This is a genomic window from Fructilactobacillus sp. X2R1C3 (assembly GCF_059901425.1).
In genome coordinates this window covers 311,463-335,689 of the sequence record NZ_JBWXUW010000001.1, presented here as the reverse complement: position 1 = coordinate 335,689, position 24,227 = coordinate 311,463, and the positions used below count along the sequence as shown (strand labels likewise).

The 24,227-nt window shown below is 39.7% G+C and carries 14 protein-coding genes, 9 tRNA genes, 1 pseudogene and 1 riboswitch; of the genes and pseudogenes, 3 read left to right on the top strand and 21 right to left on the bottom strand.

Going from position 1 to position 24,227, the window contains the following annotated elements:
- Window positions 1-179: 179 nt before the first annotated feature.
- From fusA to rpsL, 3 genes are all read right to left on the bottom strand, one after another.
- Window positions 180-2,285 (bottom strand): elongation factor G, encoded by a 2,106-nt coding sequence (gene fusA / locus AC6UDD_RS01655; RefSeq protein WP_500717944.1) that lies wholly within the window; start codon window positions 2,283-2,285, stop codon window positions 180-182.
- A gap of 95 nt (window positions 2,286-2,380) precedes the next feature.
- Window positions 2,381-2,851 carry a 30S ribosomal protein S7 gene (gene rpsG, locus AC6UDD_RS01650; protein ID WP_500693541.1) on the bottom strand — a complete coding sequence of 157 codons (471 nt, stop codon included), beginning with the start codon at window positions 2,849-2,851 and terminating at the stop codon, window positions 2,381-2,383.
- 36 nt (window positions 2,852-2,887) lie between these two features.
- Window positions 2,888-3,301, bottom strand: coding sequence for a 30S ribosomal protein S12 (gene rpsL, locus AC6UDD_RS01645; RefSeq protein ID WP_010022704.1), 414 nt, complete (start codon window positions 3,299-3,301; stop codon window positions 2,888-2,890).
- 183 nt (window positions 3,302-3,484) lie between these two features.
- Between rpsL and AC6UDD_RS01640 the strand changes: the two are divergent.
- The 3 genes and pseudogenes from AC6UDD_RS01640 to AC6UDD_RS01630 form a co-directional block, all read left to right on the top strand.
- Window positions 3,485-3,727, top strand: a pseudogene (locus AC6UDD_RS01640) (prepilin peptidase); the annotation flags it as partial.
- 72 nt (window positions 3,728-3,799) lie between these two features.
- On the top strand, window positions 3,800-4,147 hold the full coding sequence (locus AC6UDD_RS01635; RefSeq protein WP_500718120.1) for a hypothetical protein: 348 nt from the start codon (window positions 3,800-3,802) through the stop codon (window positions 4,145-4,147).
- 21 nt (window positions 4,148-4,168) lie between these two features.
- Window positions 4,169-4,264: riboswitch (purine riboswitch) on the top strand.
- A 35-nt stretch (window positions 4,265-4,299) separates the two neighbouring features.
- Window positions 4,300-4,875, top strand: coding sequence for a xanthine phosphoribosyltransferase (locus AC6UDD_RS01630; protein ID WP_500717942.1), 576 nt, complete (start codon window positions 4,300-4,302; stop codon window positions 4,873-4,875).
- A gap of 57 nt (window positions 4,876-4,932) precedes the next feature.
- Here the strand turns inward: AC6UDD_RS01630 and rpoC are convergent, their stop codons facing one another.
- The 18 genes from rpoC to AC6UDD_RS01540 all read right to left on the bottom strand — a co-directional run bounded on the left by rpoC (window position 4,933) and on the right by AC6UDD_RS01540 (window position 24,197).
- Window positions 4,933-8,583, bottom strand: coding sequence for a DNA-directed RNA polymerase subunit beta' (gene rpoC / locus AC6UDD_RS01625; RefSeq protein WP_500717939.1), 3,651 nt, complete (start codon window positions 8,581-8,583; stop codon window positions 4,933-4,935).
- A 17-nt stretch (window positions 8,584-8,600) separates the two neighbouring features.
- Window positions 8,601-12,239 (bottom strand): DNA-directed RNA polymerase subunit beta, encoded by a 3,639-nt coding sequence (gene rpoB / locus AC6UDD_RS01620; protein ID WP_500717936.1) that lies wholly within the window; start codon window positions 12,237-12,239, stop codon window positions 8,601-8,603.
- Between the two features lie 258 nt (window positions 12,240-12,497).
- Window positions 12,498-14,996 (bottom strand): ATP-dependent Clp protease ATP-binding subunit, encoded by a 2,499-nt coding sequence (locus tag AC6UDD_RS01615; RefSeq protein WP_500717933.1) that lies wholly within the window; start codon window positions 14,994-14,996, stop codon window positions 12,498-12,500.
- Window positions 14,997-15,043: 47 nt separating this feature from the next.
- Window positions 15,044-15,517 (bottom strand): CtsR family transcriptional regulator, encoded by a 474-nt coding sequence (locus tag AC6UDD_RS01610; RefSeq protein ID WP_500699270.1) that lies wholly within the window; start codon window positions 15,515-15,517, stop codon window positions 15,044-15,046.
- A gap of 97 nt (window positions 15,518-15,614) precedes the next feature.
- Window positions 15,615-15,688: transfer RNA gene (locus AC6UDD_RS01605), tRNA-Pro, on the bottom strand.
- Between the two features lie 29 nt (window positions 15,689-15,717).
- Window positions 15,718-15,791 (bottom strand) — tRNA-Pro (locus AC6UDD_RS01600).
- A 5-nt stretch (window positions 15,792-15,796) separates the two neighbouring features.
- Window positions 15,797-15,870 (bottom strand) — tRNA-Arg (locus AC6UDD_RS01595).
- A gap of 109 nt (window positions 15,871-15,979) precedes the next feature.
- A complete protein-coding gene (gene ppk1 / locus AC6UDD_RS01590) occupies window positions 15,980-18,184 on the bottom strand; it encodes a polyphosphate kinase 1 (protein ID WP_500717930.1) in 2,205 nt (734 codons plus the stop codon).
- A 1-nt stretch (window position 18,185) separates the two neighbouring features.
- Window positions 18,186-19,580, bottom strand: coding sequence for a DUF2252 domain-containing protein (locus tag AC6UDD_RS01585; RefSeq protein WP_500717925.1), 1,395 nt, complete (start codon window positions 19,578-19,580; stop codon window positions 18,186-18,188).
- Window positions 19,581-19,783: 203 nt separating this feature from the next.
- A tRNA-Leu gene (locus AC6UDD_RS01580) sits at window positions 19,784-19,869 on the bottom strand.
- Between the two features lie 16 nt (window positions 19,870-19,885).
- Window positions 19,886-19,957, bottom strand: a tRNA-Gly gene (locus tag AC6UDD_RS01575).
- Between the two features lie 3 nt (window positions 19,958-19,960).
- Window positions 19,961-20,034 (bottom strand) — tRNA-Thr (locus AC6UDD_RS01570).
- 10 nt (window positions 20,035-20,044) lie between these two features.
- Window positions 20,045-20,126 (bottom strand) — tRNA-Leu (locus tag AC6UDD_RS01565).
- A gap of 21 nt (window positions 20,127-20,147) precedes the next feature.
- Window positions 20,148-20,220 (bottom strand) — tRNA-Lys (locus AC6UDD_RS01560).
- Window positions 20,221-20,223: 3 nt separating this feature from the next.
- A tRNA-Val gene (locus tag AC6UDD_RS01555) sits at window positions 20,224-20,296 on the bottom strand.
- A 170-nt stretch (window positions 20,297-20,466) separates the two neighbouring features.
- On the bottom strand, window positions 20,467-21,756 hold the full coding sequence (serS, locus tag AC6UDD_RS01550; protein WP_500717921.1) for a serine--tRNA ligase: 1,290 nt from the start codon (window positions 21,754-21,756) through the stop codon (window positions 20,467-20,469).
- A 252-nt stretch (window positions 21,757-22,008) separates the two neighbouring features.
- The gene (locus AC6UDD_RS01545; RefSeq protein ID WP_500717919.1) at window positions 22,009-22,647 is read right to left on the bottom strand and encodes a deoxynucleoside kinase; all 639 of its coding nucleotides are present in this window, start codon (window positions 22,645-22,647) and stop codon (window positions 22,009-22,011) included.
- A gap of 68 nt (window positions 22,648-22,715) precedes the next feature.
- Complete coding sequence (locus tag AC6UDD_RS01540) at window positions 22,716-24,197, bottom strand: amino acid permease (protein ID WP_500717914.1); 1,482 nt, start codon at window positions 24,195-24,197, stop codon at window positions 22,716-22,718.
- Between the last annotated feature and the right edge of the window lie 30 nt (window positions 24,198-24,227).

The window sequence follows — 24,227 nt, the reverse complement described above, 5'->3', positions numbered from 1 at the left end:
GTGTGTCGCAACCTCCCACATCAAAGCTAAATATTGTACAAATTTTGGACAGTCTATCCCCCAAAACCGAGTACTTAACTATCATACCCGATATTATCTTATTTTTCAAGGCTTCTCATCACATTAAGTATAAAAAAAGTTCCAGAAACTTTTTCAATTTCTAGAACTTTTACAAAAAATTACTTTTCTTCTTTGTTGTTTCCACCATTTTTCTTAATGATGTCTTCTTGGATGCTCTTAGGAACAGCACTGTAATGATCAAAACTCATCACGAATGTTCCACGTCCCTGAGAAGCGGAACGTAAGTCAGTTGCATATCCAAACATCTCTGATAGTGGAACCATCGCATGAATGTTTTGTGCTTTGTCTTGGGCTTCCATACCTTCAACGTTTCCACGTCGTGCGGTAACTTGTCCCATGACATCACCCATGTATTCTTCTGGAACACGAATATCAACTTTCATGATTGGTTCAAGAATAACTGGATCAGCTTTCTTGGCAGCTTCTCTCAAAGCAATAGAAGCAGCAATCTTAAAGGCAGCTTCACTTGAATCAACTTCATGATAACTACCATCATATAACTTAGCTTTCAAGTCAATCAATGGGTATCCAGCTAGTACACCATTCTCCATGGCTTCTTTTAGGCCTTGTTCAACTGAAGGAATGAATTCTCTTGGAACAACTCCACCAACGATGGCGTCTTCAAATTCGAATCCTTTTCCTTCGTCATTTGGTGTAAATTCAATCCAAACATCACCATATTGACCTTTACCACCAGACTGACGAATAAATTTACCTTCAGCCTTAACTGGCTTAGTAAATGCTTCACGATAGGCAACTTGGGGAGCACCAATGTTAGCTTCAACATTAAATTCACGTCTCATCCGTTCAATCAAAATGTTTAACTGAAGTTCACCCATTCCAGCAATCAAAGTTTGACCAGTTTCTGGATTAGTTTCAGCTCTAAAAGTTGGATCTTCTTCAGATAACTTTTGCAAAGCATCATTCATCTTATCCTGATCAGCCTTAGTCTTTGGTTCAACAGCAACCTGAATAACTGGTTCTGGAAATTCCATTGATTCAAGACGTAATGGGTGGTCTGGATCAGTTAAAGAATCACCAGTAGTGGTATTCTTCAAACCAATGGCAGCTGCAATATCACCTGAAAATACTTCTGGAATTTCTTGACGATTATTTGAGTGCATTTGTAGTAGACGACCTACACGTTCACGTTTACCATTCGTAGCATTCAAAACGTATGAACCAGCCTTTAAGGTACCACGATAGACACGGATATAAGTTAAACGTCCAACGTATGGGTCAGTAGCAATCTTAAATGCTAATGAAGCAAATGGCTCCTTATCGTTAGCACGGATGTCAACTTGTTTGTCGTCATCATCTGGGTCAGTAGCAGTGTATGGACGAACATCAAGTGGTGATGGTAAGTAGTCAACTACTCCGTCCATCAACATTTGAACACCCTTGTTCTTGAAGGCTGAACCAGCAAATACTGGGTAAAAATCAAGATTCAAAGTTGCTCGACGAATACCCGCTTTAAGGTCTTCTTGTGAAATCTCTTTACCGTCAAGGAACTTTTCCATCACAGCGTCATCAACGTCTGCAACGGCTTCAATCAAAGCATCATGACGCTTCTGAGCTTCCTCTTGCATGTCAGCAGGAATCTCATCAACATCCCACTCTGAACCTTCCTTGTCTTCATCATAGACGTATGCTTGCATGGTGATTAAATCAATGACACCAGCAAAGTCAGCTTCAGCACCAATTGGCATTTGAACGGCCTGAGCATTAGCACCTAAACGGTCGTGCAGACTTTTAACTGACATATCGAAGTCAGCACCAACTTTATCCATTTTGTTAATGAATACAATTCGTGGAACAGCAAAGTCTGATGACTGACGCCATACGGTTTCAGTCTGTGGTTCAACACCAGCTTGACCATCCAAAACAACAATACCACCATCTAGTACACGTAACGAACGCTCAACTTCGGCAGTAAAATCAACGTGTCCTGGGGTATCAATGATGTTAACACGGTAACCCTTCCATTCAGCAGTGGTAGCAGCTGAGGTAATAGTAATTCCACGTTCTTTTTCTTCTTCCATCCAGTCCATTTGTGAATCCCCTTCATGGGTTTCACCAATTTTGTGGATACGACCGGTATAATACAAGATACGTTCAGTAGTAGTAGTTTTACCGGCATCAATATGGGCAACAATACCAATATTACGAGTTTTGTCTAACGGAAATTCTCGCTTGTTAGCCATTATTTAACTCCTCTCAATCATTCACAATTTCATTATTTTAAAAAAGTGGCTAAATCACTTTAGCCACCCACTTACAGTTAAAAACTAAAAGCTGATTACCAACGATAATGTGCAAAAGCACGGTTAGCTTCGGCCATTTTGTGAGTATCCTCACGCTTCTTAACTGCTGCACCGGTGTTGTTTGAAGCATCGATGATTTCTTTTGCAAGACGCTCGGTCATGGTATGTTCACCACGAAGTCTTGCATAGTTAACAATCCAACGTAAGCCTAAAGTAGTTCTTCGATCAGGACGAACTTCGATTGGAACTTGGTAGTTAGATCCACCAACACGACGGGCCTTAACTTCAAGAACTGGCATAACATTCTTCATTGCTTCTTCAAACACATCAACTGGATCGTTACCAGTCTGTTCTTTAATCATGTCAAATGCACCATATAAAATTTCTGATGCAGTCCCTCTTTTACCATCTAACATCAAATGGTTAATTAATTTAGAAACCAACTTTGAGTTGTAGATTGGATCAGGAAGGATTTCTCTCTTTTGCACTTTTCCTTTTCTAGGCATGTAAAAGTCCTCCTCAATAATAACTTAATTAATTGTCTATTCCTTAGGTTTCTTAGTACCGTATTTAGAACGACCTTGACGACGATCACTTACACCCGCGGTATCTAATGCACCACGAACAACATGATATCTAACACCAGGCAAATCCTTAACACGTCCACCACGAATTAAAACAACACTATGCTCTTGCAAATTGTGTCCAATTCCGGGAATGTATGCGGTAACTTCAATCAAGTTAGAAAGTCTAACACGAGCATACTTACGTAAAGCTGAGTTAGGCTTTTTAGGAGTCATAGTACCAACACGAGTTGCAACTCCACGTTTCTGAGGTGCAGGGTTCTGTGTGTTTTTCTTTTTGTAACTGTTATATCCGAAGCCTAAAGCTGGGGATTTTGATTTAGAAGTTCTAGATTTACGACCTTTACGAACCAATTGGTTAATTGTAGGCATCTAAAAAGTCCTCCCTTTCCTAATATAATATATTTTTTAAGTCCACACATCCAGGCGGTTCTTTTTTGAAGTTAAAAAAATCGCTTAGTTGTTTATAAGCACAATAAGTAGAATACCACGTAGAAAAGGACGTGTCAATAAGACTTCAATTAATTTCCGTACTTTTTGGTGGAGGTTTTGTTGATGATAATTTATTGGTTTATTGTTGGTAGCATCGTTGGATCTTTTATAAACGTTATGGTTGATCGAACCATTACGCACGAAAACTTTGTCTTCGGTCATTCTAAATGTAGTAACTGTGGCAAGTTTCTAAAGTGGTACGAACTCATCCCGATCGTAAGTTACATGATTCAATTCGGAAGGTGTCGGACATGTTCAACTCAATTACCACTTTATTTACTGTATTTTGAGGTAACCGGGGCCACCGCTTTTACTTTATTTCCACCTGTTTGTTTGGATAACATCGAAAATTTATCGCTACTTTTAGTCATGCAGGTTATGGCAACTTTTGACTTGTTAACCTACCATTTCCCTGCGGCATATTCACTTATTGCAGTAGTAATAGCTCTTATAATTTCTAATCCCCCAACAATGATGACTGGAATTTATATTATTGGATATTTAATATTGGTAATAATAAATCATTACTTCCATTTCATTGGTAACGGAGATTTGGATCTCTTTTTGGTCATTTTAATTGCATACGGAATTACTTTTACCAATCTTGTTGTTTTAACCGGATCAATCATAGCAATCATTTACGCCATTTTATTTAAAAAACGTGCGGTTGCTTTTATTCCATTCATATACATTGCCACTCTAATTACATTAATTTGGTTTGCTTAAAGTTAAAAATTAAATTATGATTAATATAATAAGTAAAGTTCTAATATATAGTCGTAATGGGTCGACAGTCTCTACTTGGAACCATAATTCCAAACTATTAGGAAAAAGACCCCAAACTTCTATGTTAGGGTCTTTTTGAATGGGAGATTATTATGAAAGAATTAGAAAAAGCAATCAAAGAGAAGGGACAGGTTCTTCCTGGAAATATCCTAAAGGTCAATTCGTTTTTAAATCATCAAATTGATCCTAATTTGATGTACTCCGTTGGCAAAGAATTTGTCAAACGCTTCTCAAACGATAACATTACTAAGGTAATCACGGTTGAATCATCTGGAATTGCCCCAGCCGTTATGACTGGCTTAGTATTGGGCGTTCCCGTGGTTTTTGCTCGAAAGAAAAAACCATCAACTCTAAACGATGCGGCCTACTCAGCTGATGTATACTCATACACTAAGCAAAAAACTAATCGCATCTTTATTGAGAAAAAGTTTCTCTCACCTGACGATAACGTCTTAATCATTGATGATTTCTTAGCAAACGGCGAAGCCACGAAAGGGATGATTAAGATCGTTGAAGCTGCTCAAGCCAACCTAGTCGGAGTGGGCATCGTGATTGAAAAATCATTTCAACCGGGCGCTAAGTGGATTAAGGAACATGGAATCCACTTAGAATCGCTTGCTCGTATTTCATCCCTTGATAATAACGAGGTCAGCTTTAAAAAAGATTGATTAATATGTATCAAAAAAGGAGCTCATCATATGATGAGCTCCTTTTTTGCTTAACAACTAGTTTTTACTTGAATCTTTTTGTTGCATTTCTTTTTCTACATCACTTAAAGAAGTGACACCCTTGGTATCAGTCTTACCGTCTTCTTCTGGTTCGATGTTTTCATACTTTCCAACACCAGTTCCAGCAGGTAACAATTTACCAATAATAACATTTTCCTTCAAACCAACTAATGGATCAACCTTACCACGAATTGCAGCATCAGTAAGAACACGAGTGGTTTCCTGGAATGATGCAGCTGACAAGAAACTGTTAGTTTCAAGCGCAGCCTTGGTAATTCCAAGTAATACGGGACGAGCCGTCGCAGGTGTTTTACCACTAATCACAGCATCCTTATTACGATCCTTGAAATCATCAATATCCATCAAAGTACCAGGGAGAATGTCAGTGTCACCTGGGTCCATGACACGAACCTTACGTAACATCTGTCTTACCATGATCTCAGCGTGCTTATCGTTAACTTCAACACCTTGTCTTCTATAAACTTCTTGAACCGCAGTTAACAGGTAAGTCTCAGTTGACAAAACATCTCGAACTTTAAGCAATTCCTTTGGATCAATTGAACCTTCATTCAAAGCATCACCACGACGAACCTGATCGCCTTCTGAAACCTTCATGCGGGCTTTAATTGGAACCTTGTACTTCCGGGTATCAGACTTACCTTTAATGGTAACCTCTTTGATGCCTTCAGCAAGATCTTCTTCAATTAATTCAACCGTACCGGTAACTTCACTGATAATTGCTTTACCTTTAGGATTACGTGCTTCCATAATTTCTTGAACACGAGGAAGTCCTTGGGTAATATCTGAACTACTTGCAACACCACCGGTATGGAAAGTACGAAGAGTTAACTGGGTACCTGGTTCACCAATTGATTGAGCAGCAATGGTACCAACAGCTTCACCAACTTCAACTTCATCACCAGTAGCAAGGTTTCGACCATAACACTTCTCACAAACACCGTGAGCAGTGTTACATGTGAAGGCAGAACGAATCTCAACTGAATCAATTCCAGCGTCCACAATTTCTTGAGCAACGTCTTCATCAATCATTTCATTCTTCTTAACAATCACTTTACCAGTCTTAGGGTTCTTAACGGTCTTCATTGCGTTACGACCAAGGATTCTGTCGTACAATGGTTCGATCATTTCGTCTCCTTCGGTAATGGCACGAACAACAAGACCACGATCAGTTCCACAGTCTTCTTCTCTAACAATGACATCTTGGGCAACATCAACAAGTCGACGAGTCAAGTAACCAGAGTTAGCAGTCTTAAGTGCCGTATCAGTCATCCCTTTACGAGCACCGTGGGTTGAAATGAACATTTCCAAAACTGAAAGTCCCTCTTTAAAGTTAGAGGTAATTGGAAGTTCCATGATTTCACCATTTGGTGAAGCCATCAAACCACGCATCCCAGCTAACTGAGTAAAGTTAGAAATGTTACCACGAGCACCAGAGTCACTCATCATAAAGATTGGGTTCTGGGGATCGAAGTTTTTCATTAATTTGTTTTGAATCTCGTCTTTGGCATCATTCCAAACACTAACAACTCGTTCATAACGTTCTTGGTTAGTAATTAAACCACGACGGAATTGTTTAGTGATGGTATCAACTTTCTTATGAGCGTTAGCAACAATTTCTGGCTTTTCCTTTAAATCAGTAATGTCAGAAATACCAACCGTCAAACCAGACTTAGTTGATTTATCGTTCCCCAAATCCTTAATCCGATCAAGAAGTTCTGAGGTTTCAGTAACTTGGTATTGGCTGTAAACTTCGGCAATGATGTCACTTAAAAAGCCCTTCTTAAATGGTTTAACCAATTCAGCGTTCTTTAAGTGTTCATGAATGTCTTCGCCAGGCTTCAAGAAATACTTGTCAGGAACGTATCCGTGCAAGTTAGTTGAAGTTGGTTCATTCAAGTAGGTAAACTTCTTTGGAAGAATTCCATTGAAGATCACTTTCCCAACAGTGGTTACTAAAATCTTATCTTTTTGATCATCAGTAAATGGCTTGTCTGGGAAGGCACTAGCTGGGATACCAATTCTGGTATGCCAATGAACCTTTCCATCACGGTAAGCTAATTCAACTTCGTCTGGGTCGTTGAAAATCATACCTTCACCTTCAGCTCCGGCTTCTTCAAACGTTAGATAGTAGTTACCAATAACCATATCCTGTGAAGGAGTGACAACTGGCTTACCATCTTTTGGAGCCAAAATGTGTCCGGCAGCAGCCATCAATAATCTTGATTCGGCTTGAGCTTCATCAGATAACGGAACGTGAATGGCCATCTGGTCACCATCAAAGTCAGCGTTGTATGCAGCACAAACTAATGGGTGTAAACGCATTGATTTTCCGCTAACTAGAACGGGTTCGAAAGCCTGAATTCCAAGTCGATGCAAGGTAGGAGCACGGTTCAAAAGAACCGGATGTTCCTTAATGACATCAGGGAGAACTTCAAAGACAGCGTCGTCTTGACGTTCAATCTGACGTTTAGCGTTTTTAATGTTAGAAGCTAGACCACGTTTTACTAGCGCATGCATGATGAATGGTTTAAATAATTCCAATGCCATTGATACTGGAAGTCCCATCTGACTTAGTTTCAAGTTAGGACCAACATCAATAACTGAACGACCGGAATAATCAACACGCTTACCTAACAGGTTCTGTCTGAATCGTCCTTGCTTACCCTTTAATAAGTGTGAAAGAGATTTGAGTGGACGGTTACCGGGTCCTGCAACAGGACGGCCACGACGACCATTATCAATCAAAGCATCGACAGCTTCTTGGAGCATTCTCTTTTCGTTCTGAACAATAATGCCAGGAGCGTTGAGGTCTAACAACCGCTTCAAACGGTTATTTCGGTTAATAACCCGACGATATAAATCATTTAAATCAGAGGTAGCAAAACGGCCACCTTCAAGTTGAACCATCGGTCGTAAGTCAGGTGGCATAACTGGAATTGCATCCATGACCATCCATGACAATTGATTCCCAGAAGTAGCAAAGGCCTCAAGAATGTCTAGACGACGTACAGCACGAGTTCTCTTCTGACCAGTTGCTTTTTTAAGCGTATCTTTTAACTCTTTGACTTCTTTATCGATGTCAACATCGTTTAATAAGGTTCTGATTGCTTCCGCACCAATTTCAGCGTGGAAACGATTGCCGTACTCACGCTTTTTGTCACGGTATTCTTGTTCTGAAAGCAACTGCTTCTTCTCCATTGGTGTGTTACCTGGGTCGGTAACAACGTATGAAGCAAAGTAGATAATTTCTTCAAGAGCCCGTGGACTCATGTCAAGAACTAGTCCCATTCGGCTAGGGATTCCCTTGAAATACCAAATGTGGGTTACAGGAGCTGCTAATTCGATGTGCCCCATTCGTTCACGTCTAACCTTTGAACGAGTAACTTCAACACCACAGCGATCACAAACGATGCCCTTGTATCTTACACCCTTGTATTTTCCACAGGCACATTTCCAGTCCTTAGTTGGACCAAAAATTCTTTCATCGAACAAACCATCCTTTTCAGGCTTTAAAGTTCGATAGTTAATCGTTTCTGGCTTTTTAACTTCTCCATATGACCAACTACGAATGGTCTCAGGTGAAGCTAAACCAATTTGCATACTTTTGAATTTATTAACATCAACCATTGGCGTACCCTCCTTTATTATTTATTGTCGTCATTTGTATCATTTTTTGAGTCGGCATCAGATGAAGTTGGAGTTTGTTTCTCATTTTCATCTTTCTTTTCTTTATCCTTCTCATTTTTATCATCTTGTTTTTGAGCAAACTTACTCAATGCGTTCACGTTAACAACATCTTCGTCATCGTCCATGTCACGCAAATCAATTTGTTTGTTTTCGGCATCAAGAACCTTCATGTCCAGTCCCAATGCTTGTAATTCTTTAACTAGTACTCGGAATGACTCAGGAACACCCGGTTTAGGAATTGGATCGCCCTTGACAATTGCTTCATAGGTCTTAACACGTCCAACAACATCATCTGACTTGTAAGTCAAGATTTCTTGGAGAGTGTGGGCAGCACCATAAGCTTCAAGAGCCCAAACTTCCATTTCACCAAAACGCTGTCCACCAAATTGAGCTTTACCACCAAGTGGTTGTTGCGTAACTAGTGAGTAAGGTCCAATGGCTCTCGCATGAATCTTGTCTTCAGCCATATGGTTAAGTTTCAAGTAACCCATGACTCCAACAGCGATTCGTTTGTCAAATGGTTCACCGGTTCTACCATCATACAGAACGGTCTTACCATCAGCTGGCATGCCAGCTTCCTTCAAGGCTTCGGTAATATCTTCACTACGAGCACCATCAAATACTGGGGTGGCTACGTGAATACCAAGCTTCTTAGCAGCCATTCCAAGGTGCATTTCAAGCACCTGTCCAATGTTCATACGTGATGGAACACCCATGGGACTCAATAAGATGTCGATTGGGGTACCATCTGGCATATATGGCATGTCTTCTTCAGGGATGATAACGGAAACGGTACCTTTGTTACCATGCTTTCCAGCCATCTTATCTCCAACTTGAAGTTTACGTTTCTGGGCAATGTAAACTCGAACCATCTTGTTTACACCGGGCTTTAATTCGTCACCGTTTTCTCTAGTAAAGACTTTAACGTCTTGGACAATTCCACCGGCACCATGAGGTACTCGAAGTGAAGTATCACGAACTTCTCGAGCCTTTTCACCAAAGATAGCATGAAGAAGTCGTTCTTCAGAAGATAATTCAGTAACACCCTTAGGAGTTACTTTACCAACCAAAATATCGTTGTCATGAACTTCGGCACCGACTCTGATAATTCCGTCTTCGTCAAGATCCTTTAGAGCATCTTCACCGACGTTAGGAATTTCTCTAGTCATTTCCTCAGGTCCAAGTTTGGTGTCCCTAGTTTCTGATTCATACTCTTCAATATGAATCGAAGTGTAAGCATCATCTTTAACTAGTCGTTCAGAAATAGCAATGGCATCTTCAAAGTTATAACCCTGCCATGTCATAAAGGCAACGGTTGGATTTTGTCCTAATGCAAGTTCACCATTTTCCATGGCTGGACCATCAGCGATAATTTCATCGGCATCAACATGATCCCCAATTTTTACAATCGGAGTTTGGTTATAGTTCTTACCACCGTTAGAACGCATAAACTTCATCAATTTGTACGTATCTAAAGTGCCATTATCACGTCTTACCCTGATTTCTCTTGCGTCAACGTACTCAACGGTCCCAGGATACTTAGCAATCTTAGCAACTCCAGAATCATGGGCTGCTTGATATTCCATCCCAGTTCCAACAAGTGGTGCGTGTGGTCTGATCAAAGGAACAGCCTGACGCTGCATGTTAGCACCCATTAGGGCCCGGTTTGAGTCATCATTTTCTAGGAACGGAATACATGCCGTTGCAACCGCAACAACTTGCTTTGGTGAAACATCCATGTAGTCAACGTTCTTTGAATTCGTTTCAACGTATTGAGACTTATCACGTGCCATAACCTGATCGTCTTGGAAGGTTGCGTCTTCATTTAATGGAGAGTTAGCCTGTGCAATCACGTATTTATCTTCATCGTTAGCAGTTAAGTAATCGATTTTATCGGTAACTTTGTGAGTAGTCCAGTCAACACGACGATATGGAGTTTCGATGAATCCATATTTGTTAACCCGAGCATAACTTGAAAGTGAGTTAATTAGTCCAATGTTAGGACCTTCGGGAGTTTCAATTGGACAGATTCGACCATAGTGGGTGTAGTTAACATCACGAACTTCGTATCCAGCACGGTCTCTAGTGATACCACCAGGTCCTAAAGCAGATAAACGACGTTTGTGGGTCAATTCACCTAACGGGTTAGTCTGATCCATGAATTGTGAAAGTTGTGATGAACCAAAGAATTCTTTAACAGAAGCAACCACTGGTCTAATATTAATTAGTTGTTGTGGTGTTACCGTTGAAGCATCCTGAATGGACATTCTTTCTCTAACAACTCGTTCCATCCGTGAAAGACCAATTCGGAATTGGTTTTGCAGTAATTCACCAACTGATCGAACACGACGGTTCCCCAAGTGATCAATATCATCAACAGATCCAATTCCCTCTTGAAGATCCAAGAAGTAATTGATTTCAGCCAAGATATCTGCTGGGGTAATGTGTTTATAGTCCAGATCAATATTGTCATTACCAATTACTGGAACGACTTTGTCTGGATCTGTATTTGAATATACTTTAATTACTTGAACAGTAACTGGATCAGTTACGACAGCTTGATCGGAAGGATTAAAGGTGTAAGCCTTAAAATCTTTGTTAGCCAAGTACGGCTTCAACTTTTCCATCAATTCTTTGTCAATCACATCACCTTTATTAGCAATGATTTCACCAGTATCTGGGTCAGCTAGGGTTTCGGCCAAAGCTAATCCCATTAACCGAGTCTTCATGCTCAATTTTTGGTTCGTCTTGTAACGACCAACTGGTGCCATGTCGTAACGTTTTGGATCAAAGAATCTTTGGGTTAACAAGTTTCTTGCTGACTCAGCTGTCTTTGGTTCACCAGGACGCAAGCGTTCGTAAATATCCTTTAATGATTCCTCAACACGAGAATCATCGGCATCCTTATGGACGTCTTTTTCAAGGGTAAGTGAGAGACTATCATTAGTATTTCCAAAAATCTCAGTGATTTCATCATCTGAACCAAAACCAAGGGCACGAACTAATTCAGTCAAAGGAATCTTTCTAGTACGATCAATTCGAACGTATGAGATATTCTTTGCATCAGTCTCAAATTCCATCCAAGCACCACGGTTAGGGATCACAGTTGAACTGTAAATTTCACGACCATTTTTGTCGAGATCTTTATGGTAATAAACACCTGGTGATCGCACTAATTGAGAAACGATAACACGTTCTGCACCGTTAATGATGAAAGTTCCTTGGTCAGTCATAAGTGGAAAGTCACCAAAGAAAACATCTTGAGTCTTAATCTCACCGGTTTCATGGTTGGTTAACTTGAGAGTGACGTGTAATGGGGCTGAATAATTTGCCTCATGAGCACGTGCTTCATCAACCGTGTACTTAGGTTCCAATAGTTTATAATCAACGAAATCTAGTGAAAGCTTTCCCTGAAAATCCTCAATTGGCATAATATCTTTAAACATTTGACGCAAACCTTCGTCTAAGAACCAGTTATAAGAATTAGTTTGAATCTCAATCAAATTTGGAAGATCCAATACCTTCTTAATTCTGGAATAACTTCTACGGGTTCTGTGTTTTCCATACTTTACAATGTGTCCTGCCAAGTTATTCACCTCTCCCTAAAATTCCACGAAAAAGAAATGTTACGTTTTTGTTACAAAAAGCCATATTTCTGGTTTTTGAGCAAAAAAAATCCAAAAATAAGATCTAAATCTTACTTTTGGTTCTTATAAACGCCATCACGGACAATAGATCGCAATGACTCATTTCAATTCCCAGTTACATACTCTACATATAATACAAAGAATCAAAGTAAAAGTCAATCAATACGCACAAAAACTCTCAGCAAAATTTTACTGGGAGTTTTAACGTTATTTACTTAGAATTTCTTCTTTAGGATTCTTAACTTCACGTCTATTGATCGTAATCTTGTTTTTATGCGCACCGATCGTAATCTGATCACCAGGTTTGAACTTACCCGCTAGTAAGTCTTCACTCAGTGGATCTTCAACTTTATCCTGTAAAGCTCTTCGAATTGGTCTTGCACCATAAGTTGGATTGTAGCCAACTTCAGCAACTAAATCAATGGCAGCTGGAGTTATTCTAACCTTGTAACCCAATCCATTAGCACGATCAATCAGTTCTTGAGACATTAATTTAACGATTCGGTGTAATTCTGACTTAGTCAAGGAATGGAAGATCACCGTATCATCAATTCGGTTCAAAAATTCTGGTTTGAAGAATTTCTTCAACTGTTCTTGAATCGTGGCCTTCATAGCATCGTAGTTATCATCATTACCGGACTTTTCAGCGGCAAATCCAACGGTGTTCTTGTATTGAAGCTCAGTAGCACCAATGTTGGAAGTCATAATGATAACCGTGTTTCGAAAGTCTACTTTTCGGCCCTTGGCATCGGTTAGGTACCCGTCATCTAGAACTTGAAGTAGCAAGTTAAAGACGTCAGGATGAGCCTTTTCAACCTCATCAAGTAGAACAACCGAGTATGGATGCTTTCGAACCTTTTCGGTAAGTTGACCACCTTCATCGTAGCCAACGTAACCAGGAGCTGATCCAACCATCCGGCTAGTCGAATACTTTTCCATGAATTCACTCATGTCAACTCTGATCATGTCATCTTCTGAGCCAAACATTGCCTTAGCTAAATCCTTGGCAAGTTCAGTTTTACCAACTCCAGTTGGCCCAAGAAACATGAATGATCCAATGGGACGATTGGGATCTTTAAGTCCACTTCGTGCCCGACGAATTGCTCTTGCAACTGCTGAGACAGCTTCATCTTGTCCCACAACTCGTTCGTGTAAAATCTTTTCTAAGTTTACTAAACGCTTCTTGTCAGACTGTTTCAAATGAGTAACTGGAATTCCAGTCCATTCGGAAACAATTTGAGCAATATCTTCAGCATTTTCTTTTAATTGATAATTATGGGTCTTGTTAGCATCATTTTCTTTAATGCGTTGTTTTTGGGTTAAATCAGCAATCTCTTTTTGTAACTTTTGTTCTTGCTTACGAATTGAAACCGCATCTTCAAAGCGCTGTTCCTCAATGGCTTTGTCCTTATCATTTTTAACGGAACTAAGTTTTGACTCAGCACTTGCCAATTTGTCATCTTTTCCGGTTGAATCCAGTCTAACTTTAGCGGCACCTTCGTCCATCAAGTCAATTGCCTTGTCAGGAAGATAACGATCACTAATGTAACGACTAGATAAATCAACGGCCGCATTAATGGCATCATCAGTGATTTGAACGTGATGGTGTTCTTCGTATTTGGGACGTAATCCCTTAAGAATCTTCCGTGATTCATCCTTACTTGGTTCTTCAACTTCAACCGTTGCAAAACGACGTTCTAACGCTTCATCAGATTCAATGTACTTCTGATATTCATCTAAGGTAGTAGCCCCAATGACTTGAACCTGACCACGAGCAAGAGACGGCTTTAAAATATTTGAAGCATCAACTGATCCCTCAGTTCCACCAGCACCAATCAAGGTATGCAACTCATCAATAAAGAGAATGACATTTCCACTATCTTCGACTTCTTTTAAGACCTTCTTTAAACGATCTTCAAATTGGCCACGATACTTAGTACCAGCAACCAGTGATCCCATGTCTAATTCCATTACCCGCTTATTTTGCATATCAGCAGGAACGGATTTATTCACAATCTTTTCCGCTAAACCTTCGGCAATGGCAGTCTTACCAACACCAGGTTCACCAATTAAAACTGGATTATTTTTAGTTCTTCGACTCAAAACCTGAATGACACGACGAACTTCAGAGGTTCTTCCAACCACTGGATCAAGCTGATTATCTCGAGCAGCTTTCGTCAAATCACGTGCTAGTGAATCTAAAGTTGGAGTTTCGCTTTGTTCTGACTCACCATTTGAATTGTTTTCAGAAGCCATATTAGTATCTGCAACCCCCATTTTCCGGATCGTTACTTTCCGGACTTGTTCTGGGCTAACTCCCAGGTTAGTCAAAATTCTTGAAGAGAGCATCGCATCATCACTAGTTAAAGCTAGCAAAATGTGTTCAGTTCCTACTTTGGTTGAGCCATACTGTTTAGCAATCTTCCCAGCTAAAGCTAAAATTTCCTTCATTTTCGGAGAATACGGCAAATACGTGTTTCCATCTACCTTCAAATTACCATATCCAGCCAACTGCTCAATTTCTTCTCTAACGTCCGCCTCGCTGACGGCAAGTTGTTGGAGAGTTTGATAAGCAATCCCATTCTTCTCAATGGTAAGTGCCAATAGCATGTGTTCGGTTCCAACAGCTTGGTGCTGGAAACTCTTAGCTTGTTCTTGGGCAATTACCAAAACATTTTTTGCACTAGGGGTAAATAAATTATGCATATGCAAATCTCCCTTCATTTCTCTTCAAATCATAATCCATAATCAAACTAACACTCATATTTAAGCCGGTAAAGTAAAGCCTCCAGAACACTCGCTCTAACCTGATATTCCATTGCTTGATCAGGCAGTTTAATTGCCTCTTTCTTTAAAATAGCAGCAATCATGTTCTTCTCTTTCTCGGTAATGACTCCATTAGCATATAAGGTGGTTAAAATTGATTCTTCATCCTTCTCGGAAATTTCATCACCGATTGAATCAATCAAACTGTCTAGGACATCCGAATTATCCATTAAATTGATTTTTTCAATCCTGATGTAACCACCACCACCACGTTTGCTTTCAACTAAATAACCATTACGCAACGTAAAACGCGTCTTAATTACATAGTTAATTTGTGACGGCACCACGTCAAAATGATTGGCAATGTCTGATCGACGAATCTCGACTCGTTCTTGATCATTATCACCTAGCATATCCTTCAAATAATCTTCAATAATGTCCGATATATTACGGCTTGCCATAAACTCATCTCATCTCTGACTAATGTTGACTATTATTATACAAAGAAGATTCGTAAATTCCAAGTAAATACTCTTGGAAACCAAGGTAATAAAAAAATCGGGAAAACAAGATTCGAACTTGCGACCTCCACGTCCCGAACGTGGCGCTCTACCAAGCTGAGCTATTTCCCGATGCTTAAATATTAAAAAGTATATAAAAATCGGGAAGACAGGATTCGAACCTGCGACCCCCTGGTCCCAAACCAGGTGCTCTACCAAGCTGAGCTACTTCCCGATGAATGCACCTAGTAGGAGTCGAACCTACAACCTTCTGATTCGTAGTCAGACACTCTATCCAATTGCGCTATAGGTGCATAATTATTAAACGTTCACATTCATCAGCGAACATATATTATTATACCAGAAGTATCCGAGTTTGGGAAAGAAAAATAAAAAAAGTAACCAGAAAAAATCTAGTTACCTTTACCACCACAATAATACGCCCACTACCACGATAATCGTAACGACTAGAATCGAAACATAGAACCATTCGTTCTTTAACTTGGAATCATTTTTGACGTTAATTCGAATGTCGTGACGTTTAGAAACGTGTTTTTTATTATTTAATTTAGGATCATCGATAATTTTTAAGAAGGTTTGTTGGGCAGACTTCCCTTTGGGATGCTTGAACTTAAAGTACTCACCATCAGGCTTTAAAAAGCTCCCATCCACATCATCTTGAGCGTAAATGTCGATGATGTTTAAAAGCTGTTGCTTTAGTTTTGGATCAAGAATTGGCGCCGCTAGCTCGACTCGATTATCCATGTTTCTTGTCATTAAATCCGCAGAAGATATCCACAATTTAGAATCATCCTGAGTGAAGAAGCCATAAATTCGGCTATGTTCCAAAAACTCACCAACAATACTCGAAACTACAATTTTTTCTTTTTTCCCGCAAATTCCAAGTTTAAGACAACAAGCTCCTCTAACAACGAGCCTAAATGGTACACCCACTCTAGCTGCATCGTAAATGGCTGAAATCACTTCTACATCAGTCAACGAATTAATCTTTAAGAAGACTGCTCCCTTTCCAGTTCTTAAATAGCTTTCTTTAACTTCTTGGATCCCATCAATCACTTGATCTTGGATTTGATGGGGAGATGCCGATAACACTTGATAACTTGGCTGAGCAGCGTCCGGAGCCTGTAAATAATCGAAAAACTTCGCTAAATCCTGAACATAGTCATCCTTACTGGTAAAAAAACTAAGGTCGACAAATCCCTTCGCCGTCTGCATGTTGTAGTTTCCCGTTCCAACTTGGATATAGCCCTTTGGATGATCGCCATCTTTTGTTAAAACCAAACAAGTTTTGCTGTGAACTTTCATGTCTTTCTTTCCAAAAATAACATGAACGCCAGCATTTTTCAGTTTTTCAGTCACCTTCAAGTTGTTCTTTTCATCAAACCGAGCTCTTAATTCAACCACAACGGTGGTTTTAATTCCCTTTTGAGCGGCTTTTGCTAGTAAATCAACCACTTCAGAGTGTTTGGAAACACGGTACAGGGTTTGTTTAATCGCAACTGTTTTAGGATTTTCGACCGCTTCTTTTAAGAACTGCAAAAACTGACTAAACGAATCATACGGATACTGGATAAGAAGATCCTTTTGATCCAAATACGAAAGCATTGAGGTAGAAGCAGGCCAAGTTCGTGGGTTAAATTTGGCGTAACAATATTCGGGATAATCAGGCGAATACTTGCTGACGATCTCAAACAGATAAGTTAAATCAACTGGCCCAGGAATCTTAAAAATGGCATTCTTTTCGATCTTAAACTTATCAATAAAATCGTTTAAGAAATCACTATCGGTATTACCATCAAATTCCTCAACTTCAAATCGGGTTACCTTCCCCTTTTCCCTATCAACCAGATACTGACGCATCCGAGAAATTGTTTCAAAGTTATTATCCTCTTTTTCAACATCTAGGGTGGCATCAAGGTCTCTGGTGACTCTAAAGACGACCGTTCCACTAATTTCTTTTCCATTAAAGAGACGTTTGAGGTTATGGTTAATCAAATCTTCAAGTAAGATATATGTGTCAATCCCATTCGACTTAACCGAAACCAAACGATCAAACTTAGAAGGAATGGGAATAATCCGAATGGCTTTTTTATCATCACCCTTGACTAGGACACCAATTGCAATTTGTTTATTGGAAAGAAATTTTAATCCATAATTTTCATAAAACTCTTTAAAAACGAGTGACGGTTGAATTTTTTGAATAAAATATTGATTGACCTGATCCTTCTGTTTGTCATTCAGTTCTTCATAGGACTCAATTGAACAAATGTCTTTATCGTTTAACTCTTGATTTAATTTATCGTAATCATTGTATTGGATCTTAAAATTCTCGTTATTACGATCATGAATCTGGTCCAGGATCTGGCTATAGTGAAGCCCCGACTTTTTTTCAATCCCATTATCACTGAGCTCCATTTGTCCCTGAACGCTTGGAACCCTGACACTATAAAATTCATCTAAATTATTTGACCCAATTGCTAAAAACTTCAGCTTTTCCAAAAACGGAGTGAACGATTCAGTCGCTAAATTAATCACTCTTCGATTAAATAAAGTCCAACTCAAATCCCGGTTATAGCATGAGTCAACGTACTCTTCATTTCTCTTCATGTTATTTCAAATCCTTAATAAACGTATCATAATCAATCTCAACTTGTCTCATGTATTCATTAGCGAACTCAATGAATGATTTTTTGACTTTGTCGCTATTTTTTAGGTAACCAATAATCATCGGAAACGTTGGTGATTGACTGTGTGCTCGTGCAAGTAAAATCACACAAACTAACACGTAATCCTTAAAAGCGTCTAAATCCAACTTATTAAGATTTACGGAACCTTTCATATCTTTAAACTGACGAACGTAATAACTCTTATTACTAGTATTAAACCACCCTAAAAATGGGTCCGAGGCAGTTTGAAGAATCAGCTGACAATCAACAATATTTTCACCCAATGAATCATTTTTATTCATACCAATAACGTTATTTTTATAAATTGGAAGTGCTTGTTTAATCTGCAAAACCAAGTAATTATTGTTAGCATCCTCTAGTAAAACTAAAAAGCAAAGGGTTCCAACACTTCCCACTCCCACACTGTGTCTTACAATGTCGACAATCTGGAAGTTAGAGAGAAAGAAACGAATATCACTCTTGGTATGGTTGTAGTAACGATCAAGTCCATCACTAATTTTCTGGTAATCTTTTTTTCCGATGTGAACCGTAACTGGTTCGTTATCAATAAAACGCCGCTCCCCGTTTTTAAGAACGGTTGTATACTTTTCCACCGCGTAGTCAGAAGTACTTCTAAGGGCCTTGTTAATACTCTTAGCGGTGATTTTTTGAAACGATTTTTTGAAATGCTTCTCACCGTCTTTTAATGTACCAAAAATCTTAGAAATATTTCTGATGGAATTAGGCAATGTCAGTTTATCCATAGCGGGAATCTCCGTCATTCTGACCAATGCACTACGATAGGCTTCCAAGACATCCCTTAAAAACGGATTGACTTCATTTTCGATGTCAAATCCTTGCTGTTTAGCAACAAGTAAGGCGCTTACCAGAAAACGCAACAAGTCATCTTCAAAGTGACCTACGTGAGATTCGTCAAAATCATTTAAATCAAACAAAAGTTGGTGCTCTGGAGAACCATAAAAACCAAAGTTACCAAGGTGAGCGTCACCCGCAATCAACAGATTGATATCACTCATGGGAATGGTAGCTAAATCATGATTCATTAGCTCGACGCTTCCCCGATAAAAAGAAAACGGATTTTTGGCCATTCGTTCTCGTTTTAATCCCAGAAGTCCACTAAGTAGCAGTGAATCACGTTCAGTCAAAATTGGCTTAATGTCCCGCTTTCTAGCTTTGAAATTCCGCATGGCTTCCATGTTGGCATCATTACTCATCTTCTCACCAACATGAATTAATTGATCATCATTCATCGAAACGTCATTAAGTAAAGCACTTACGTTATTGAGCCCATAAGGCGATTTTTTCTCGAGTTTCATATCGTTTCTCCTTTATTTGATCAATCATCTTGTTATCGTAATTCTAACTTGTCATGTAACTGGAAATCAACTTATTACCCATATCACAACATTAATTTAACTCTATGATAGCGCTGTCTGAACCGTATTTCTACCTTGAATCGGTATTTTAAATAAAAAGAGAGTCCTATTACTAGGGCTCTCTTACTGTTTTAAATTTTAAATGCCGGGGACCGGGATCGAACCGGTACGGTCATCACTGACCGCAGGATTTTAAGTCCTGTGCGTCTGCCAATTCCGCCACTCCGGCATGATGATAACAAAAAAGCGGAAGACGGGATTCGAACCCGCGACCTCCACCATGGCAAGGTGGCGTTCTACCACTGAACTACTTCCGCATATGCCGACTATAGGATTCGAACCTACGACCTCTTCATTACTAGTGAAGCGCTCTAGCCAACTGAGCTAAGTCGGCGAAAAATCAATGCGGGCGAAGGGATTCGAACCCCCACGTCCTAAGACACTAGAACCTAAATCTAGCGCGTCTGCCAGTTCCGCCACGCCCGCATAATAATGTGTTACTGGCAATGAGCCGTGGCGGGTTCGAACCGCCGACCCTCTGATTAAAAGTCAGATGCTCTACCAACTGAGCTAACGGCTCAAATGGAGGATACAGGGATCGAACCTGTGACCTCCTGCTTGTAAGGCAGATGCTCTCCCAGCTGAGCTAATCCTCCATTGATAGATATCATTGCAATGAAGCGCAACGACAACTATTAAATAATATCATTTTGATGTTTAAGCGTCAAGAACAAATTGGTTACGCTTCAACCATCAATTCTTCTCAAACCAGTCATACAACAAATATTATTATACCGGAATGTCTTATTGATTTCTACTATTTTTGTTAAAATTTTTCATTTTTTACAATCTTCTTCATCCCATGCATATAAGGTTGAAGAACTTCGGGCACATTCACCGTTCCATCTTCATTTTGATAGTTTTCAAGGATAGCGGCAACCGTTCTACCAACGGCTAAGCCAGAACCGTTTAACGTATGAACGTACTGCAATTTGCCGTTCTCATCTCTGTATTGGATGTGAGCTCGTCTTGCCTGAAAATCAAGTGTGTTAGAACAACTTGAAATTTCGCGATACCGATTTTGAGCTGGCATCCAAACTTCAAGATCATGGGTTTCGGCGGCAGTGAAGCTCATGTCACTTGATGTTAGCGTGATGACATGATAAGGAAGACCGAGTTTTTGAAGTAATGTTTCTGCTTGATGCGTGATTTCTTTTAAAGCATCCCAGGACTCTTCGGGCTTAGTAAACTGGACCATTTCAACTTTGTTAAATTGATGCAATCGAATTAAGCCCCGAGTATCTTTTCCGGCACTTCCCGCTTCTGATCTAAACGCCGGGGTCAAGGCGGTGAACTTCACTGGCAGTTTTTCTTCTGGAATGACTTCGTCGCGATAGAAATTAACCAGTGGAACTTCAGCAGTCGGAATCATGGTCAGGTCACTATCCTTAATCTCAAACCCAGCCTTATTTTCTAGGAATTTAGGAAACTGCCCGGTCCCAAACATTGAATCAGAATTAACCATGTAGGGGGGTAAGACCTCGGTGTAGCCAGCATCGGTATTTTGGTCCAAATAAAAATTATATACCGCCCGTTCTAATTTGGCTCCTGCGCCTAGATAGTATACGAAACGACTTCCTGATACTTTAGCACTTCGCTTGAAATCTAAAATATCTAAGTCTTCGCCAATTTCCCAGTGGGGTTTAGGGGTGAAATCAAACTTCCGTGGTTCACCAATTCGTCTTAACTCTTTTGAACCCTCTTCAGTTAAACTAACGGGAACTTCATCAGCGGGAACATTGGGTAAATGAGCCTCAATATCGTGTTGTTCGGCTTTGATAGTCTCTAGTTTTTCATCTAGTTCTTTGATCTCTTTTCCCACTTCTCGCATCCTGGTAATTTGATCATTGGCGTCTTCTTTGTTTCGTTTTAACTGCGAGATTTTTTCGGATACTTCGTTTCGTTCAGCTTTAAGTGACTCACTTTTAACGATCAGATCACGCCGTTCTGAATCTTTTCTAAGTAAATTGTCAATCACTTCGCCAGGCACATTTCGCTCGGCTAGCTTTCCCTTATACCAGTCTGGATTACTTCTAATCAACTTCATATCTAACATTTTAATTTCCTCCCTTAAAAGACACAAAAAGACCCTCGTCATGTTGGGACGAAAGTCTTTTCGCGGTACCACCCAAGTTCCAATTAAGGCACTCGATTAATTAATAACGGTAATTGCCGTGCGGGATTAGCCGCCCGAAATACGTGCTGGAATTTTCAAATGACAATTCTCACCGACATTGTCTCTCTGTGATTCTACTTAATAGGCACGTCACGTTTACTTATTGCGTCAATTATACAATAATCTTCTAAATTATCCTAATACTTCCTGAATTTTGTCAGAAAGTCTCTTTAAAACTTTGGTTCTCGCGTTCGCATCTTCGACAAAATCATACTTATCCCCGTTAATCCTAATTTTGGGAGATAAGTCATAATCCTCGTACCATTTTGAATATCTCTGGTTTAATTCCCGATAGTATTCATACAAACTACTGTCATTATCGATTTGTTCGTACTTTCTTCCACGCTTTTTAATTCTTTTGAGCATCGTATCAAAAGAAATATCAATATAAATCAGTAGGTCCGGCGTTTTCTTATACTTACCGTTAGGGATCGGCTCCATCATGTTCTTTAATAAAGAATCATAAATTTGAACTTCTGTTTCAGTTGCTCGACCAAGGTCAGCGTTTAGATGAAACAGTAATGAATCTTCAAAAATTGAACGATCCATCACGCTGTACTTATCAGAAGAAGCTTCTTTAATGCTATCCAAACGTTTATTTAAAAAATAAATCTGAAGCAAAAAAGCATACTTCTTTGGGTCTTTGTAAAACAACGGAAGAATCTTATTATCATCAACGGACTCGTAATAGGCTGGTGAGTTTAATTTCTCAGCCAATAATGTCGTTAACGTGGTCTTCCCTGCTCCAATAGTTCCTGATAATACAATCATTTATTTGATCCCCTTAGACTAGTTTAAAGAATTTGCAGTTGTAATTGTACCATTTAAAAATCATGAATTTAAGACTGGCTTTCATTCTTTTTAATTTCATCCGTGTAATCTTCTGAAGGTGAGACATCCACTTGATCGAGTGGAATTATATGGGTATGATGAACGAATTTGTATCCAAAGTACAAGATGATAACCAATGGAACACTCATATAGGTGACCGCAATCTCAAATAAGTTAAAGTGGGCAAACGCACCAATATCTTGACCACAAATAACCACGATACACAGGATTAAGGTGATAATCGGTCCTACAGGGAACCAGGTTGCATGATATTTAAGTTCTGAAACCTTGTGTCCTTGTTTTATAAACGCCCTTCTAAATCGATAATGCGAAAGAGCAATCCCGAACCAAGCAATAAACCCAGTTAAACCGGAAGCAGCTACTAACCACATGTAAATCTTAGATCCAAAGATACTGGTCATAAAAGTCAACAACGAAATTACCATGGTTGCTAAAAGTGCTAGCACGGGAATCCCACGCTTTGATACTTTCCCGAAGACCTTTGGAGCATAGCCTTCATCAGCCATCGAATACAACATTCGCGTTGAAGCGTACATCCCAGAGTTAGCTGAAGAAATTACGGAGGTTAAGATGACCGCGTTCATGATACTTGCAGCTCCAGCTAATCCGGCACGTTCAAACACGATCGTGAACGGACTAATGGCAACATCTGAGGCACTTGATCCCAACAAATCGGGACTTGTATAAGGAATGATGGCAGCGATCACAACAATTGCCAGAATATAGAATAAAATGATGCGCCAAAATACTTCGTGAATCGCTTTTGGAACCGTCTCCCGCGGATTCTCTGACTCTCCAGCGGTAATTCCAACTAACTCAGTCCCTTGAAATGAGAATCCAGCAATTACGAAAACACTCAGAATTCCGGGAATTCCGTTGACGAAGGGAGCCTGCTTATAGGTAAAGTTCCTCATTCCAATAAAGTGACCACCCATAATTCCAAAAATGGTCAAAACTCCAACGGCTAAAAAGATAAAAATCGTAATCACTTTGATCAATGACATCCAGAACTCAGTTTCTCCAAACGCCTTGACGGACAAGATATTAATTAACAAAATCAGTGACAGAGCCGCTAAACTCCAAATCCAGCTTGGAAAATGTGGTAGCCAGAATTGCATGACAATTGCTACCGTACTAACGTCAACCGCCACCGTAATTGCCCAGTTAAACCAGTAGTTCCAACCCATCGCAAACCCTAGAGCCGGATCAACGTACTTAGCTGAATATGTAGCAAATGATCCAGAGACTGGCATATTAGTGGCCATTTCCCCCAAACTGGTCATCAAAAAATAAACCATGATTCCCATACATACATATGCTACTAACGCACCACCAGGACCAGCGTTATGAATTGCTCCACCACTAGTCACAAAAAGACCAGTTCCAATACAGCCACCAAGGGCGATCATGGACACATGACGAGACTTTAATCCCCGCTTCACCTGTCCGTTTCCATTTTTTTCAGACATAAATTCTCCTCCTAAATAATTAAGAAGAAA